The sequence below is a fragment of the Pseudomonas sp. Pseusp9 genome (assembly GCF_059491265.1).
The window spans coordinates 5,497,891-5,513,748 of sequence record NZ_CP168500.1 but is presented as its reverse complement, the minus strand read 5'-3'; the positions used below and the strand labels follow the sequence as shown (position 1 = coordinate 5,513,748).

Below are 15,858 nucleotides of genomic sequence, written 5' to 3'. Positions count from 1 at the left end.
GCGCATTATTCACCGGTAACGGGGATGCGTCAAGCATAAATCTAAAATATTTCTCTGCGCTTTCAACCGTTTATCAAATCTTTAGCTAAATCGGCCCTCTGAGCAGCGGTAAAGGGCGGCGCTGCCAGACTCAACTCAAGCGGAAGCGCCCGGTGTTGTTGCTGAGGGCCTTGCTGCCGTGGCTCAAGGTGTCCGCTGCCTGGTTCACCGCGCGCGCACCTTCGAGCAAACGCACCGCCGCCTGATCGACTTGCTGGATATTGCCGCTGACCTCGTCGGCGGTGCTGGCCTGTTCCTCCACCGCCGTGGCGATTTGCGCCAGGGTATCGGTGACGCTTTGCACCGCACTGGCGATTTCCCCGAGCCGCTCACCCAGGCCTGTCACTGCCTGCGCATCGGATTGCGCCTGACCACAGGCCGCTTCCATCAGGCTCACGGCTTCGTTCACCGTGTTGCGCAAGCTATCGACTGTGCCGGCAATCTGCGCAGTCGAAGATTGCGTACGTTGCGACAGGCTGCGCACTTCATCGGCCACCACCGCGAAGCCACGACCCTGTTCGCCGGCCCGCGCCGCTTCGATTGCAGCATTCAGCGCCAACAGGTTGGTCTGCTCGGCGACGCCGCGAATGGTATCGACCACCAGCTGGATCTGCTGCCCCTGCTCGCTGACCCGGCCGAGTGCCGCTGCCGTTTCATTCAGGCGTTGGTTGAGTTGCTGGATGCTCGCGGTGGTGCGCTGGCTGTCACGGCTGCTGTCGGCGGCGATGCGCCGGGTGTGCTGGGCGCTACCGGACGCCTGTTCGCAACTGTGGGCCACTCCTTGTGAGGTGGCGGCCAGTTGCGTCGCCGCCGCGGCAATCTGGCTGATCTGCAACTGCTGGGCTTCGACTTCGCCCAAGGCATCGCTGGAGTGATGGTTGAGCGCTTGCACGGCGTGGCTCAATTGCAGGGTTTCGTGATCCACCCCTTGCAGGCTGGTGCGCAGTTGCACCACGGCGACGTTCAGCGCAGAGCTGATGGCCGCGAGTTCATCGCGACCCTGTACCGGTACTTGCAGGCTCAGATTGCCGTCGCGCAAGGCCTCGGCCAGCACCGTGATGCCGCTGGCGCTGCGGCGGATCGAGGCCTGCAAACAGATGAACAGGTAGAGCGCAGCCAACAGCAGGCAACCCAACACGGTGGACACCACAATGAACTGGCGGATCGCCGAGCCGTGGTAGTAATCAAGGCGTTGGTCCAGCGACACCAGCGACTGCTGGCGCAACGCGGCGAGGTCAGAGAGCAGGGCATCGAGACTGCGTTCGAAGTCATCCGGCTTGAGGTTGATGTTGCCGCCGAACACGCCGTCATCCAGCACCTTCAGGCCGGCGTCCAGGTGCTTGAGGCTGTCATGGTATTGCCCGGCCCAGGTTTGCAGGGCACCGGGCAGGCGTGCTTCGAGCAGGCCGGCGGTTTTCACCAGCTGCTCGCGCGCATCGCCGATGCGGCTGCGCAAGTCGCGCAGTTGCAAACGGCTTTGCAGGGTGAACTGCCCGGACACGACCGACGCCTGGCCCACCGCCGCCAGGCGACCGACCCGCTCGATCAGGTCCGGCGCATGTTGGGTGGAGATCTGCGTCAGCAAGTAGGTTTCCAGCCACGGTGCCAGCGTCAGGCGATTGTCCATGGCGATCTGCTCGCGCAAGGCTTGCAGGGCGCTCAAGGCGTTGGTGAAGCGATCGTAGCCATCGGGCCACCAGCCGACATTGCTCAGGCTTTTTGAGTCGAGGCCATCGAGCGCGGTTTGCAGGGCCTGATAACGCGATAGCGTTTCGCTCTCGGCACCTTCTTTTTGCAGGGCATTGCCTAACTCGGCAGTGGCCTGGCTGACGGCGGGTTGAGCCGCATCGAACGCGGCCATCGCAGCGAGGGTGGCTGGCGTTGGCTGGCGATTGGTTTCCGTGGCGCGCCACCGGGCGGCGCGATCACGCTGGGCGGCGAGCAGGTCATCCAGTGCATCAAGAGCAAGCAGTTGCCGCACCCCGGCGCGTTCGCCAGAGATCAGGCTGAGTTTGTCGCGATAGTCCTGGCCGATCATCCACAGGCTACCGGCCAGCGGCAGGATAAACAGCAGAAACAACAGCTGGAATTTGCGTGCGAAGCCGAAACGCCCCAGCAACCCGATCCCCGGTGATAAAAAAGCCTGCATGCCCCATGACTCCTCTGGACACCACGCACCATCGGCGTGCGTCGGAGGTTGTTGCACCGCCGACTCGTGCCCTCTAAAAAGGCCTCGAAAGTTCACCCTTGTCCGCTCTGTAGGCCGACTCTGTGGCGAAACTTCCCATTGTCGGCCCCCTTTGTAAGGAAGCCGCGTTCAAGCAGACAAGCAAGGCAAGATTCAGACCATGGCTATGCGCCATCAACGTCGTGGCGATGAAAATCGAAGTCGTTAGCAGGCTAAGGGGATGGCGTTGCTGCACTGAAAAATGGCACATTGATGCACCTGCCCGTTTGCACCCACCTGTTGTACGGAAAACCTAATGGCTATCAGCAACGCCCAGACCGGTTCAGTGCCGGCGTCCGCTACGCCCCAAAGCAGCCCCCTGGTGATGCGCATCATCGGCGCGGTGGCGCTGGCGCATTTGATCAACGACCTGATCCAGTCGGTACTGCCGTCGATCTACCCGATGCTCAAGGCCAACTATGGCCTGACCTTCACCCAGGTCGGCCTGATCACCCTGACGTTCCAGTTGACGGCCTCGTTACTGCAGCCGTGGGTCGGTTACTACACCGACCGCCATCCCAAGCCGTGGCTACTGCCGGCGGGCACGGTCTGCACCTTGATCGGGATTCTGATGATGTCGGTGGTCGGCAGCTTCCCGTTGATTCTGCTGGCGGCGGGGTTGATCGGCATCGGTTCTTCGACCTTCCACCCCGAAGCATCCCGCGTGGCACGCCTGGCTTCAGGCGGGCGCTTCGGTTTGGCACAATCGACCTTCCAGGTCGGAGGGAATGCAGGCTCGGCGTTCGGCCCGTTACTGGCGGCGGCGATCATCATTCCCTTCGGTCAAGGGCACGTGGCGTGGTTCGGCCTGTTCGCGGTATTTGCGCTGTTCGTGCTCTACCGGATCAGCCGCTGGTACGCCAACCACTTGAGCCTGTTCAAGCTCAAACAAGGGCAGGCGGCGACTCACGGCCTGTCCAGGGGGCGAGTGATCAGCGCGTTGGTCGTGCTCGGGTTGCTGGTGTTCTCCAAGTATTTCTACATGTCCAGCCTCACCAGCTACTTCACCTTCTACCTGATCGAGAAATTCGACCTGTCGGTCGCCAGTTCGCAGTTGCACCTTTTCCTGTTTCTCGGCGCGGTAGCGGCGGGGACATTCTTTGGCGGGCCGATTGGCGACAAGATCGGGCGAAAGGCGGTGATCTGGTTTTCGATCCTCGGCGTTGCACCGTTCACCTTGCTGCTGCCCCATGTCGACCTGTTCTGGACCACCATTCTCAGCGTGGTCATCGGCTTCATTCTCGCCTCGGCGTTCTCGGCCATCGTGGTGTACGCCCAGGAATTGGTGCCGGGCAATGTCGGGATGATCGCCGGGGTGTTCTTCGGCCTGATGTTCGGTTTCGGCGGGATTGGCGCGGCGTTGCTGGGCCATCTGGCGGACATTCACGGCATCGAGTACGTGTACTACCTGTGTTCGTTCCTGCCGCTGTTCGGGGTGCTGGCGATTTTCCTGCCAAGAACGAAGAAGTCCTGAGCCAGCACAAATCCCTTGTAGGAGCGAGCCTGCTCGCGATGGTGTATCAGACGAGTAAGCGCTGACTGACACACCATCGTCGGAACGCCGCCCGGAGCAAGCTCGCTCCTACAGTTGAACGGTGAATATTCCAGGCACAAAAAAGCCGCGTATCAAACGCGGCTTTTTCTTGGGCGGTGCGGTTACACGTTGAAGCGGAAGTGCATCACGTCGCCGTCTTTGACGATGTAATCCTTGCCTTCCAGGCGCCATTTACCGGCTTCCTTGGTACCGGCTTCGCCCTTGTACTGGATGAAGTCGTTGTAGGCGATCACTTCGGCGCGGATGAAGCCTTTTTCGAAGTCGGTGTGGATCACGCCAGCAGCTTGTGGTGCGGTGGCACCGACGCGCACGGTCCAGGCGCGGACTTCTTCGACACCGGCAGTGAAGTAGGTCTGCAGGTGCAGCATTTCGTAGCCGGCGCGGATCACGCGGTTCAGGCCAGGTTCTTCGAGGCCCAGGGCTTCGAGGAACATGTCTTTCTCTTCGCCGTCATCGAGTTCGGCGATTTCCGCTTCGATCTTGTTGCACACCGGAACAACCACGGCGCCTTCTTCTTCGGCGATGGCCTTGACCACGTCCAGGTGCGGGTTGTTCTCGAAACCGTCTTCAGCAACGTTGGCGATATACATGACCGGCTTGGTGGTCAGCAGGTGGAAGCCCTTGATCACCGCTTTCTCGTCGGTGCCCATGTTCTTCATCAGGCTGCGCGCCGGCTTGCCTTCGGTGAAGTGAGCGATCAGTTGCTCCAGCAGGCCTTTCTGGACCACTGCGTCCTTGTCACCGCCCTTGGCGTTGCGCGCGACTTTCTGCAGTTGCTTCTCGCAGCTGTCGAGGTCGGCGAAGATCAGTTCCAGGTCGATGATTTCGATGTCGCGTTTCGGGTCGACGCTGTTGGAGACGTGAATCACGTTCTCGTCTTCGAAGCAGCGGACCACGTGGGCGATGGCATCGGTTTCGCGGATGTTGGCCAGGAACTTGTTGCCCAGGCCTTCACCTTTCGACGCGCCGGCTACCAGGCCCGCGATGTCGACGAATTCCATGGTGGTCGGCAGGATGCGCTTTGGATTGACGATGGCCGCCAGGGCTTCCAGGCGCGGATCCGGCATCGGCACAATACCGCTGTTCGGTTCGATGGTGCAGAAGGGGAAGTTCTCGGCCGCGATCCCGGATTTGGTCAGGGCGTTGAACAGGGTGGACTTGCCGACGTTAGGCAGGCCGACGATGCCGCAATTGAATCCCATGGTGTTTCCCCTCGGATAAGAGTCAGGCCTTCTGGCTGTGCAGGTTTTTCATCGCGCGGTTCCATTCCCCGGCGAGGATATCCGGCAGCACGCCGAGGGCAAAGTCGATGCTGGCATCGAGTTTTTCCTGTTCGGCGCGTGGCGCACGACCCAGGACGAAATTTGAAACCATACTGGCGACGCCCGGGTGACCGATGCCAAGCCGCAGGCGATGAAAGGTATTCTGATTGCCCAGTTGCGCAATGATGTCGCGCAACCCGTTGTGACCGCCATGGCCGCCGCCCACTTTGAGTTTGGCAACGCCCGGAGGCAGATCGAGTTCGTCGTGCGCCACGAGGATTTCTTCGGGCTTGATGCGGAAGAAACCTGCAAGGGCCGCCACGGCCTGGCCGCTGCGGTTCATGTACGTGGTGGGAATCAGCAGACGAACATCCTGACCCTGATGCGAAAAGCGCCCGGTCAGGCCGAAATATTTGCGGTCCGCCACAAGGTTCACGCCTTGTGCGTTCGCGACGCGCTCAACAAAAAGGGCCCCTGCGTTATGCCGGGTCTGTTCGTATTCAGCGCCTGGATTTCCCAGGCCAACGATCAGTTTGATGGCAGTCACGATAGGGGCCCTTCATTGGAGTGGTGGATAACATCGCCGCAATCAGGGAGTGCGGCGAAAGTGGACGAAAATTGCTCATTTACCATGATGTAAACTCCGCGTTCTCGCCCGCTTTCTCGCTACGCTCTAGTCCGCGATGTTTCCGGTCACTCCGGCGTACAGAGTAAAATTACTCTGCAGCGCCTTCTGCAGCTTCTGGAGCAACACGTGGAGCGTGGACGTTGGCAACAGCCTTGTCATCACCGTGTGCCAGAGCCACGAACTCAACGCCTTTAGGAGCTTTGAGGTCCGACAGGTGAATGATCGAACCGATTTCAGCGTTAGCCAGGTCGACTTCGATGAACTCAGGCAGATCTTTCGGCAGGCAGGAAACTTCGATCTCGGCAACAACGTGCGAGATTTCGCCGCCTTTCTTGGTCGGTGCTTCTTCGTTGATGAAGTGCACTGGAACGATAGCGGTCAGTTTCTGGCCAGCGACTACGCGTACGAAGTCAGCGTGCATCACGTGGCCTTTGGCCGGGTGACGCTGCAGGGCTTTGATCACGACGTTCTGCTTGGTGCCACCAACGTTCAGCTCGATGATGTGGCTGTAAGCCGCTTCGTTTTCGAGCAGTTTGGCAACTTCTTTGGCCAGCATGCTGATGGATTCAGGGGCTTTGTCGCCACCGTAAACTACAGCTGGAACCAGGCTTGCGAGACGACGCAGGCGGCGGCTCGCACCTTTCCCCAGGTCGGAACGCACTTCAGCATTCAGAGTAAAATCGTTCATGTTGTATCTCCAAAATAACCACACTCGCCCCAGCGTTTGCGACCAGCGCTAAAGGCGATATGGGCAAAAAAGCCCCGCCCCGACAGGAATGCCGGGGCGGGGCGCTTTTCGTCAACGAGACATTTCGAGAAGGGCAGGGCCCTTAGCGGAACATCGCGCTGATCGATTCTTCATTGCTGATGCGGCGGACCGCCTCGGCAACTACCGGTGCGATATCCAGTTGGCGGATACGCGCACAGGCTTGTGCTGCAGCGGACAGTGGGATGGTGTTAGTCACCACCAACTCGTCCAGCACGGAATTTTCAATGTTTTCGATCGCCCGACCCGACAGCACTGGGTGCGTGCAGTAGGCGAAAACCTTGGCTGCGCCATGCTCTTTCAGGGCCTTGGCCGCGTGACACAGGGTGCCGGCGGTATCGACCATGTCATCGACCAGAATACAGGTACGCCCTTCGACATCACCGATGATATGCATCACTTCAGAGTGATTGGCTTTCTCACGGCGTTTGTCGATGATCCCGAGATCCACGCCCAAGGACTTGGCAACGGCACGTGCACGCACGACGCCACCAATGTCCGGGGACACGATCATCAGGTTTTCGAAGCGCTGATCTTCGATGTCATCCACCAGAACCGGGGAGCCGTAGATGTTATCTACCGGAATATCGAAGAAACCCTGGATTTGGTCAGCATGCAGATCAACCGTGAGAACACGGTCGATGCCGACTACGGTAAGCATGTCAGCCACGACTTTCGCGCTGATAGCCACACGTGCGGAACGCGGACGGCGATCCTGACGGGCATAACCAAAGTAAGGAATAACAGCAGTGATACGAGTAGCCGAGGAGCGGCGGAAGGCATCAGCCATCACTACCAGTTCCATCAGGTTATCGTTGGTCGGAGCGCAAGTCGGCTGAATAATGAAGACGTCTTTACCGCGGACGTTTTCATTGATCTCGGCTGTAATTTCGCCGTCGGAAAATTTACCGACAGAGATGTCACCGAGAGGGATATGCAGCTGACGTACGACACGCCGAGCCAGATCGGGGTTAGCGTTCCCCGTAAAGACCATCATCTTGGACACGCGCAGTACCTGAAGGCTGAGGGTAACCTGGATGAGTATAGGAAAATGGCAGGGGCGGCTGGATTCGAACCAACGCATGGCAGGATCAAAACCTGCTGCCTTACCGCTTGGCGACGCCCCTGTATCTGTTGCAACGATTACCCTGTAATCGGTTCCTTTAGAGCAGACTTTGCAGCTTGCGATGCAACATCGAAACGTTGCTTCCTTTTGCTACAAACCCTGTAAGGGTCTCTGTAAGAAGGGCCGAGACTTTATCAGCTTCAGCTTTGCTTGGGAAGCCCCCAAACACACAACTTCCAGTTCCGGTGAGTTTTGCTTCGGTAAATTTACCTAACAAATTCAAAGCGTTACGTACCTCTGGATAACGCCTTGTTACCACCGGCAAGCAGTCATTTCGACTGTTTCCCTTGGGAACGGGGCGCACTTTAATGGGAGGAGTGTTACGTGTCAACAACGGATCTGAAAAAATTTCTGCCGTACTTACAGAGACTTGCGGCACCAGCACGAGATACCACGGTTCTTCCGGGTCGACAGGGGTCAGTTTCTCCCCCACGCCCTCGGCAAAAGCCGCGTGGCCACGCACGAAAACCGGGACGTCAGCGCCCAGCGTCAATCCCAGGCCAGCCAGGCGATCTTCATCCCAACCCAATTGCCACAGGTGATTGAGGCCGAGCAAAGTCGTTGCGGCATTCGAACTGCCGCCGCCAATGCCGCCGCCCATGGGCAGGATTTTTTCGATCCAGATATCGACACCCAGTGTGCACCCGGACTGTTCCTGAAGTTTTTTCGCGGCCTTGACGATCAGGTTGCTGTCGTGGGGAACGCCTGCGAATTCGGTGTGCAGTTGAACGACGCCATCATCGCGCAGGGCGTAGGTGATTTCGTCGCCGTAGTCGAGAAACTGAAACATGGTTTGCAGTTCGTGGTAGCCGTCTTCGCGGCGGCCGAGAATGTGCAGCATCAGGTTGAGTTTGGCCGGAGACGGCAAAGTCAGGCGATTGGCTGGCATGTCACGACCCCAGTTTGCGCGGTTGCCAGGCCTTGATCACCAGTGTGACGTCAAGGTCGGTGCCATGCAGCTTGATTCGTTCGGGCAGCCAGTAACCGTTTTGCTGGGTGTAGTCGGTGTATTCGACCTTCCAGCCATCCTGTTCGAGGTTGGCCAGGCGGCTGTCGGCATCCAGTGTCACGTGGCTTTTGCTGTCCGGAGCCGGAAGCCCGCGGACCCACCACGCCAGGTTGGACACCGGCAACTTCCAGCCCAGTTGCTCCTCGAGCAGCACTTCCGGGTTCGGTGCGTCGTAACGCCCCTGGTTGGCGACTTCCAGCGAAACCTTGCCCGGCCGTCCGGTCAGGCGCGCCGCACCACGCCCCAGCGGACCGGAGAGGCGAATGTCGTAGTAATCCTGGCGTTGCAGCCAGAACAGCGTGCCGCTGCCCGAGTCTTTCGGCGCGCGAATGCCGATCTTGCCGTCGATCTGCCAGCCATCGAGGCTGGTCAGTTGCTGTTTGTGCTCACGCCATTGGGCTGGATTGCCGTGCCCCTCGACCGATTCGCGGGGACCCAGCCCGGCGCAACCGGCGAGCAGGGCGATAAAACTGAAGACGATGAAATGGCGCAAAAACATAATCCTAAAGAGTCTCTGATCCGGTCAGGCGTTTGATGGTGCCGCGCAATGTCGGGCTGTCAGGCTGTTCCTTGAGGAACTTGCCCCAGACTTGTTTCGCTTCACGCTGTTTGCCGTTGGCCCACAGGACTTCGCCCAGGTGAGCGGCGACCTCCTGATCGGGGAAGCGGTCCAGGGCTTGACGCAGCAGGCGCTCGGCTTCGTCGAGGTTGCCCATGCGGTAATTCACCCAGCCCAGGCTGTCGAGTACCGCCGGGTCTTCCGGACTGATCTGGTGAGCCTGTTCGATCAGGGCCTTGGCTTCGGCATAGCGCGTGGTGCGGTCGGACAGGGTGTAGCCCAGGGCGTTCAATGCCATGGCGTTGTCCGGGTCGCGCTTGATGATTGTGCGCAGGTCTTTTTCCATTTGCGCCAGGTCATTGCGTTTTTCCGCCTGCATGGCGCGGGTGTAGAGCAGGTTCAAGTCGTCCGGGTATTTCTGCAAGGCTTGTTGCAGGACATTCCAGGCCTTGTCGCCCTGATTGTTGGCGGACAGGGTTTCGGCCTCGATCAGGTACAACTGGATGGCGTAATCCGGCTGCTCATCGCGCTCTGCCGCCAGCTTGCGTTGCGCTTCGGCGGTCTTGCCGTTGTTGATCAGGATGTCGGCCTGACGCAATTGCGCCGGCAGGAAATCGTTGCCCGGTCCGACTTTGGCATATTCGATCAGCGCGCCTTGCGGGTCGTTTTGTTCTTCGGCGATGCGGCCGAGGTTCAGGTGCGCCGAGTCGACATGGCTTTCCCGGGCGATCAGGTCTTCGAGATAACCCTTGGCCTCATTCCAAGCCTTGGCTTCCAGGCAGACCAGCGCCAGGGAGTAACGCAGTTCGTCGTCTTCCGGGTACTGCTGAACCAGGCTCGAGAACTCGGCCTTGGCGTCGTCCATGCGGTCCTGTTCAACCAGCATGCGTGCGTAAGTCAGGCGCAGGCGCTTGTCGTCCGGGTATTTCTTGATGCTTTTCTGTAGCAGTGGCAGGGCTTCGTCACCGCGATGGAGGGTCTGCAGCAGGCGTGCGCGCAGCAGGATCGGAGCGATTTCGCCGTCATCCGGCGGATTGTTTTCCAGCAGCGTGAGCGCGCCTTTGGCGTCGCCATCCTGTTGCATCAGCAGCGCCTTGCCGAAAATCAGCTGGCTGTTGTTCGGATGACGCTGCAACAAACGGTCGAAGCTTTTCATCAAGCCGTTGCGGGTGTCCTGGTCGGTGTCGGCCGCAGACAGCGCGAGGAAGTCGAAATGGGTGTCGCCCTTGCCTTGCAGGACTTTCTCCATATAGGCCATAGAGTCGTCATAACGCCCGGCGCGTGCCAGTTGCACGGCGGCGGCGCGTTGCGCTTCGAGGTCGTTGGGGGCGTTCCTGGCCCAGATCAGCGCGGTATCCAGGGCCGCCTGATCGGCGCCCAGGTATTCGGCGATACGGAATGCCCGCTCGGAGATGCCCGGATCCTGGGTGTTGATGGCCTGGGTCACATAGTTGTCCAAGGCAATGTCGAAACGATTGCGCTGACCAGCCAGTTCGGCGCTCAACAGGCTGAAAATGGTTTCCTCGCTGAACGAGCTGTAGACCTTGGGCTTTTCAGGGGCCGGGGTGCTGTCTTCAGTCGATGGCGTACCGTCCGACGAAACGGGTGCCAAGGCCTGGCAGCCGCTGAGGAAGACAAAAGCGAGGAGCAACGCGGAAGATCTATTCATATAGGAAGAGGACGACTAACCTGCGGTCAGATCATCATGACACAAGCTTTCGGCCAAACATAACCGGCCAGCCATTTTCCCACTGGAGGCGATGTGCGCACCTGTAAACGAGAACGGCTCGCAGTACGAGAGGATGCCGATCATGGCGATAGAGATCGAGTAGTTGTTCTGACTCCGTCGAAGTAGGACAATTACCGGCTTCACGTCACAATCAGCGACTTTGAATGGCCTTCCTTGCACTCGGTATTAACCACAAGACTGCTTCAGTAGACGTCCGCGAGCGCGTGGCTTTTACCCCTGAGCAGCTGGTTGAGGCCTTGCAGCAGCTCTGCCGACTCACCGACAGCCGCGAAGCTGCGATCCTCTCCACCTGCAATCGCAGTGAACTCTATATAGAACAGGATCACCTGTCGGCGGACATCGTGCTGCGCTGGCTGGCCGAATATCATCATTTGAGCTTCGACGAGCTGCGCGCAAGCGCCTATGTGCATGAAGATGATGCGGCAGTTCGTCACATGATGCGCGTGGCCTCCGGGCTCGACTCGCTGGTATTGGGCGAACCGCAGATTCTCGGTCAGATGAAGTCGGCCTATGCCGTGGCCCGCGAGGCAGGCACCATCGGGCCATTGCTCGGGCGGCTGTTCCAGGCCACGTTCAATGCGGCCAAGCAGGTGCGCACCGACACGGCCATCGGCGAGAACCCGGTATCGGTGGCGTTTGCCGCGGTGAGCCTGGCGAAACAGATTTTCAGCGACTTGCAGCGCAGTCAGGCCTTGTTGATCGGCGCCGGCGAGACCATCACCCTGGTCGCCCGCCATCTGCATGACCTCGGTGTAAAGCGCATCGTGGTCGCCAACCGTACCCTGGAACGCGCGAGCATTCTGGCCGAACAGTTCGGCGCCCATGCCGTGTTGCTGTCGGATATTCCGGCTGAGCTGGTGCGCAGCGATATCGTCATCAGTTCCACTGCCAGCCAGTTGCCGATACTGGGCAAGGGTGCAGTGGAAAGCGCCTTGAAACTGCGCAAGCACAAACCGATCTTCATGGTGGACATCGCCGTTCCGCGCGACATCGAGCCAGAAGTCGGCGAGTTGGACGATGTTTACCTCTATAGCGTCGACGATCTCCATGAAGTGGTCGCCGAGAACCTCAAGAGCCGCCAGGGCGCAGCCCAGGCCGCCGAAGAGATGGTCTCGGTCGGCGCCGAAGACTTCATGGTCCGCCTGCGTGAATTGGCGGCGGTGGACGTGCTCAAGGCCTATCGCCAACAGAGCGAACGCCTGCGCGACGAAGAGTTGCAAAAGGCCCAGCGCCTGCTGGCCAACGGCGCCAGCGCCGAAGAGGTGCTGGTACAACTGGCGCGCGGGCTGACCAACAAACTGTTGCACGCACCGAGCGTGCAGTTGAAAAAGCTTACTGCCGAAGGTCGCCTGGATGCGCTGGCGATGGCCCAGGAACTCTTTGCCCTCGGTGAGGGCTCATCGGATAGCTTTTCGGATAAAAAACCGCAATGAAAGCGTCACTGCTCAACAAGCTGGATATTCTCCAGGACCGTTTCGAGGAATTGACCGCCCTGCTGGGCGACGGCGAGGTCATTTCCGATCAGAACAAGTTCCGCACTTATTCCAAGGAGTACGCGGAAGTTGAACCGATCGTGAACGCCTATAAACAGCTGCTGAAAGTGCAGGGTGACCTCGAAGGCGCCCAGGCTCTGCTCAAGGACAGCGACCCGGACATGCGTGAAATGGCCGTGGAAGAAGTCCGCGAGGCCAAGGAACGCCTGGTCACGCTCGAAGCCGACCTGCAGCGCATGCTGCTGCCCAAGGACCCGAATGACGGGCGCAACGTATTCCTCGAAATCCGTGCCGGCACCGGCGGCGACGAGGCGGCGATTTTCTCCGGTGACCTGTTCCGCATGTATTCGCGCTACGCCGAGCGTCGTGGCTGGCGGGTGGAAATCCTCTCGGAAAACGAGGGTGAACACGGCGGCTATAAAGAGGTGATTGCCCGGGTCGAAGGCGATAACGTCTACGGCAAGCTGAAATTCGAGTCTGGCGCCCACCGCGTGCAGCGGGTGCCGGCGACCGAGTCCCAGGGCCGTATCCACACGTCGGCCTGCACCGTGGCGGTGTTGCCCGAGCCGGACGAACAGGAAGCGATCGAGATCAACCCGGCTGACCTGCGCATCGATACCTATCGCTCCTCCGGTGCCGGAGGCCAGCACGTCAACAAGACCGACTCGGCTATCCGTATCACGCACTTGCCGTCCGGCATCGTGGTCGAGTGCCAGGAAGAGCGTTCACAGCACAAGAACCGTGCCCGGGCGATGTCCTGGTTGTCGGCCAAGCTGAACGATCAGCAGACGTCGGCCGCAGCCAACGCCATCGCCAGCGAGCGCAAGTTGCTGGTCGGTTCCGGTGATCGCTCCGAGCGCATCCGCACCTACAACTTTGCCCAGGGCCGGGTCACCGACCACCGGGTCAACCTGACCCTGTATTCCCTCGACGAGATCCTTGCCGGCGGCGTCGAGGCGGTGATCGAGCCATTGCTTGCCGAGTACCAGGCCGATCAACTGGCAGCGATAGGTGAGTAAATGACGATCATTGCCAGTTTGTTGCGCGCCGCCGATTTACCCGACTCGCCGACGGCGCGTCTGGATGCCGAATTGCTGCTGGCGGCGGCGTTGGGCAAGTCCCGCAGTTTTCTGCACACCTGGCCGGAACGCATCGTGCCGAGCGAAGCGGCGCTGACCTTCGCCGAGTATTTGCAGCGCCGCCGCAGCGGTGAGCCAGTGGCCTATATCCTCGGCCAGCAAGGTTTCTGGAAACTGGATCTGGAAGTGGCGCCGCACACGCTGATCCCGCGCCCGGACACTGAGCTGCTGGTGGAAGCTGCGCTGGAATTGTTGCCGGCCACACCGGCCAAGGTCCTCGATCTGGGCACCGGCAGCGGCGCGATTGCCCTGGCACTGGCGAGCGAGCGTCCGGCCTGGAGCGTCACTGCCGTGGATCGCGTGCTGGAAGCCGTGGCCCTGGCCGAACGCAATCGCCAGCGCCTGCATCTGAATAACGCCAAGGTGCTGAGCAGCCATTGGTTCAGCGCCCTGGAAGGTCAGCGTTTTCAACTGATCATCAGCAACCCGCCTTACATTGCAGCGGCCGATCCGCATCTGGTCGAGGGCGATGTGCGCTTCGAACCGGCCAGTGCGCTGGTGGCCGGTGTCGACGGGCTCGACGATCTGCGTCTGATCGTCGCCCAGGCACCGGACCATCTCGACGCTGGCGGTTGGCTGATGCTCGAACACGGTTATGATCAGGCCGAGGCGGTCCGCGATTTGCTGCTGACCCGTGGTTTCGAGGAAGTTCACAGCCGCACCGATCTGGGCGGTCACCAACGCATCAGTCTGGGGCGCCTGCCGTGCTGAATGATCAGGAGTTGCTGCGTTACAGCCGGCAGATTCTGCTGCAACACATCGATATCGACGGCCAGTTGCGGCTCAAGGACAGTCGCGTATTGATCGTGGGCCTTGGTGGTCTCGGTGCGCCGGTGGCGCTGTATCTCGCTGCCGCAGGTGTCGGCGAATTGCATCTGGCGGACTTTGATACCGTCGACCTGACTAACCTGCAACGCCAGATCATTCACGACACCGACAGCATCGGCATGGGTAAAGTCGATTCGGCGATCAAGCGCCTGACGGCGATCAACCCCGAGATCCGGTTGATCGCTCATCGTGCGGCGCTGGATGAAGACTCCCTGGCCGCTACGGTCGCCGCCGTGGACCTGGTGCTCGATTGCTCCGACAATTTCTCCACCCGTGAAGCGGTCAACGCCGCTTGTGTGGCGGCCGGCAAACCGCTGGTCAGCGGCGCGGCGATTCGCCTCGAAGGGCAATTGTCGGTGTTCGATCCGCGTCGGCCGGAGAGCCCGTGCTATCACTGCTTATACGGGCACGGCAGCGAAGCCGAATTGACCTGCAGCGAAGCCGGGGTGGTCGGGCCGCTGGTGGGGCTGGTCGGTAGTCTGCAAGCGCTGGAAGCGCTGAAATTGCTGGCCGGATTCGGCGAGCCGCTGGTGGGGCGTCTGCTGTTGATCGATGCCTTGGGCACGCGCTTTCGCGAATTGCGGGTCAAGCGGGATCCAGGCTGCGGCGTCTGCGGGCCTTCACATGCGTGAAGCGCCAATCGGCGTGTTCGACTCCGGTGTCGGTGGGCTCTCGGTGCTGGCCGAGATCCAGCGCTTGTTGCCCAACGAGACGCTGATGTATATCGCCGATTGCGGGAATGTTCCCTATGGCGAGAAAACCCCGGAGTTCATCCGGCAGCGTTGCAGTGTAATGGCCGACTTCTTTCAGCAACAAGGCGCCAAGGCCCTGGTGCTCGCCTGCAACACGGCGACGGTGTCCGGCGTCGCCGATTTGCGTCGCGACTATCCCGAATGGCCCATCGTCGGCATGGAGCCGGCAGTCAAACCGGCCGCCGCCGCCACCCGCTCCGGCGTGGTGGGGGTGCTGGCTACCACCGGCACCTTGCAGAGCGCCAAGTTCGCTGCATTGCTCGACCGTTTCGCCACTGACGTGAAAGTGATTACCCAGCCGTGCCCCGGGCTGGTGGAGCTGATTGAAAGCGGCGATCTGCGCAGCCCCGAACTGCACCAGCTGTTGGCCAGGTATGTCCAGCCGCTGCTGGCCGCCGGCGCGGACACCCTGATTCTCGGATGCACCCATTACCCCTTTCTCAAGCCGATGCTCCGGCAGATGATCCCTGACGACATCAGTTTGATCGACACCGGTGCTGCCGTTGCGCGGCAACTCCAGCGGCTATTGGCCGAAGGCGAACTGCTCGCCGAAGGGCCTGCCCGTGAGGCGCAGTTCTGGACCAGCGCCGATCCGCTTCATTTCAGAAATATCTTGCCGATACTGTGGAATACCCATGGCGTTGTGCGAAGCTTCAACAGGTAAAAGATTGACCGGGGGAGTACGAAAAATCGGATGAAGGATCTGATCGCTCGCTGACTTCTAT

14 protein-coding genes and 1 tRNA gene are annotated in these 15,858 nt (G+C 60.2%); 6 read left to right on the top strand and 9 right to left on the bottom strand.

The features are described 5' to 3' along the window. Window positions 1-130 precede the first annotated feature (130 nt). Window positions 131-2,188 carry a methyl-accepting chemotaxis protein gene (locus ACEN8E_RS25060; protein ID WP_495590275.1) on the bottom strand — a complete coding sequence of 686 codons (2,058 nt, stop codon included), beginning with the start codon at window positions 2,186-2,188 and terminating at the stop codon, window positions 131-133. A 334-nt stretch (window positions 2,189-2,522) separates the two neighbouring features. Here ACEN8E_RS25060 and ACEN8E_RS25055 point away from each other — a divergent pair, with 334 nt between their 5' ends. Then, on the top strand, window positions 2,523-3,740 hold the full coding sequence (locus tag ACEN8E_RS25055) for an MFS transporter (protein ID WP_495590274.1): 1,218 nt from the start codon (window positions 2,523-2,525) through the stop codon (window positions 3,738-3,740). 182 nt (window positions 3,741-3,922) lie between these two features. On the opposite strand, the gene ychF is transcribed toward ACEN8E_RS25055, so the two are convergent. The 8 genes from ychF to ACEN8E_RS25015 all read right to left on the bottom strand — a co-directional run bounded on the left by ychF (window position 3,923) and on the right by ACEN8E_RS25015 (window position 10,840). Continuing rightward, a complete protein-coding gene (ychF, locus tag ACEN8E_RS25050) occupies window positions 3,923-5,023 on the bottom strand; it encodes a redox-regulated ATPase YchF (protein ID WP_096509090.1) in 1,101 nt (366 codons plus the stop codon). 22 nt (window positions 5,024-5,045) lie between these two features. Further along, window positions 5,046-5,630, bottom strand: a complete 585-nt coding sequence (gene pth / locus ACEN8E_RS25045; protein WP_495590273.1) for an aminoacyl-tRNA hydrolase — start codon at window positions 5,628-5,630, stop codon at window positions 5,046-5,048. Between the two features lie 169 nt (window positions 5,631-5,799). Continuing rightward, window positions 5,800-6,399, bottom strand: coding sequence for a 50S ribosomal protein L25/general stress protein Ctc (locus ACEN8E_RS25040; protein WP_007973891.1), 600 nt, complete (start codon window positions 6,397-6,399; stop codon window positions 5,800-5,802). Between the two features lie 142 nt (window positions 6,400-6,541). Next, the gene (locus ACEN8E_RS25035; protein ID WP_003171603.1) at window positions 6,542-7,483 is read right to left on the bottom strand and encodes a ribose-phosphate pyrophosphokinase; all 942 of its coding nucleotides are present in this window, start codon (window positions 7,481-7,483) and stop codon (window positions 6,542-6,544) included. A 46-nt stretch (window positions 7,484-7,529) separates the two neighbouring features. Further along, window positions 7,530-7,604 (bottom strand) — tRNA-Gln (locus tag ACEN8E_RS25030). A 36-nt stretch (window positions 7,605-7,640) separates the two neighbouring features. Then, window positions 7,641-8,492 (bottom strand): 4-(cytidine 5'-diphospho)-2-C-methyl-D-erythritol kinase, encoded by an 852-nt coding sequence (gene ispE, locus ACEN8E_RS25025; protein ID WP_495590272.1) that lies wholly within the window; start codon window positions 8,490-8,492, stop codon window positions 7,641-7,643. A gap of 1 nt (window position 8,493) precedes the next feature. Continuing rightward, a complete protein-coding gene (gene lolB / locus ACEN8E_RS25020) occupies window positions 8,494-9,111 on the bottom strand; it encodes a lipoprotein insertase outer membrane protein LolB (RefSeq protein ID WP_495590271.1) in 618 nt (205 codons plus the stop codon). Between the two features lie 4 nt (window positions 9,112-9,115). Then, complete coding sequence (locus ACEN8E_RS25015) at window positions 9,116-10,840, bottom strand: tetratricopeptide repeat protein (RefSeq protein ID WP_495590270.1); 1,725 nt, start codon at window positions 10,838-10,840, stop codon at window positions 9,116-9,118. Between the two features lie 224 nt (window positions 10,841-11,064). On the opposite strand from ACEN8E_RS25015, the gene hemA reads away from it, so the two are divergent. Genes hemA through murI form a run of 5 tightly spaced genes read left to right on the top strand, consistent with a single transcriptional unit; the run spans window position 11,065 to window position 15,797 of the window. Continuing rightward, entirely contained in the window at window positions 11,065-12,354 is a 1,290-nt protein-coding gene (hemA, locus tag ACEN8E_RS25010; RefSeq protein ID WP_495590269.1) for a glutamyl-tRNA reductase, read from the top strand. Then, the gene (prfA, locus tag ACEN8E_RS25005; protein ID WP_495590268.1) at window positions 12,351-13,433 is read left to right on the top strand and encodes a peptide chain release factor 1; all 1,083 of its coding nucleotides are present in this window, start codon (window positions 12,351-12,353) and stop codon (window positions 13,431-13,433) included. Before hemA ends, prfA begins: the two co-directional genes overlap by 4 nt. After that, the gene (prmC, locus tag ACEN8E_RS25000) at window positions 13,434-14,264 is read left to right on the top strand and encodes a peptide chain release factor N(5)-glutamine methyltransferase (RefSeq protein WP_007973878.1); all 831 of its coding nucleotides are present in this window, start codon (window positions 13,434-13,436) and stop codon (window positions 14,262-14,264) included. It abuts the gene before it with no gap. Further along, on the top strand, window positions 14,258-15,013 hold the full coding sequence (locus ACEN8E_RS24995) for a molybdopterin-synthase adenylyltransferase MoeB (RefSeq protein WP_495590267.1): 756 nt from the start codon (window positions 14,258-14,260) through the stop codon (window positions 15,011-15,013). Before prmC ends, ACEN8E_RS24995 begins: the two co-directional genes overlap by 7 nt. Further along, entirely contained in the window at window positions 15,006-15,797 is a 792-nt protein-coding gene (gene murI / locus ACEN8E_RS24990) for a glutamate racemase (protein WP_495590266.1), read from the top strand. The genes ACEN8E_RS24995 and murI overlap by 8 nt, the downstream gene beginning before the upstream one ends. The last annotated feature ends 61 nt before the right edge of the window (window positions 15,798-15,858 follow it).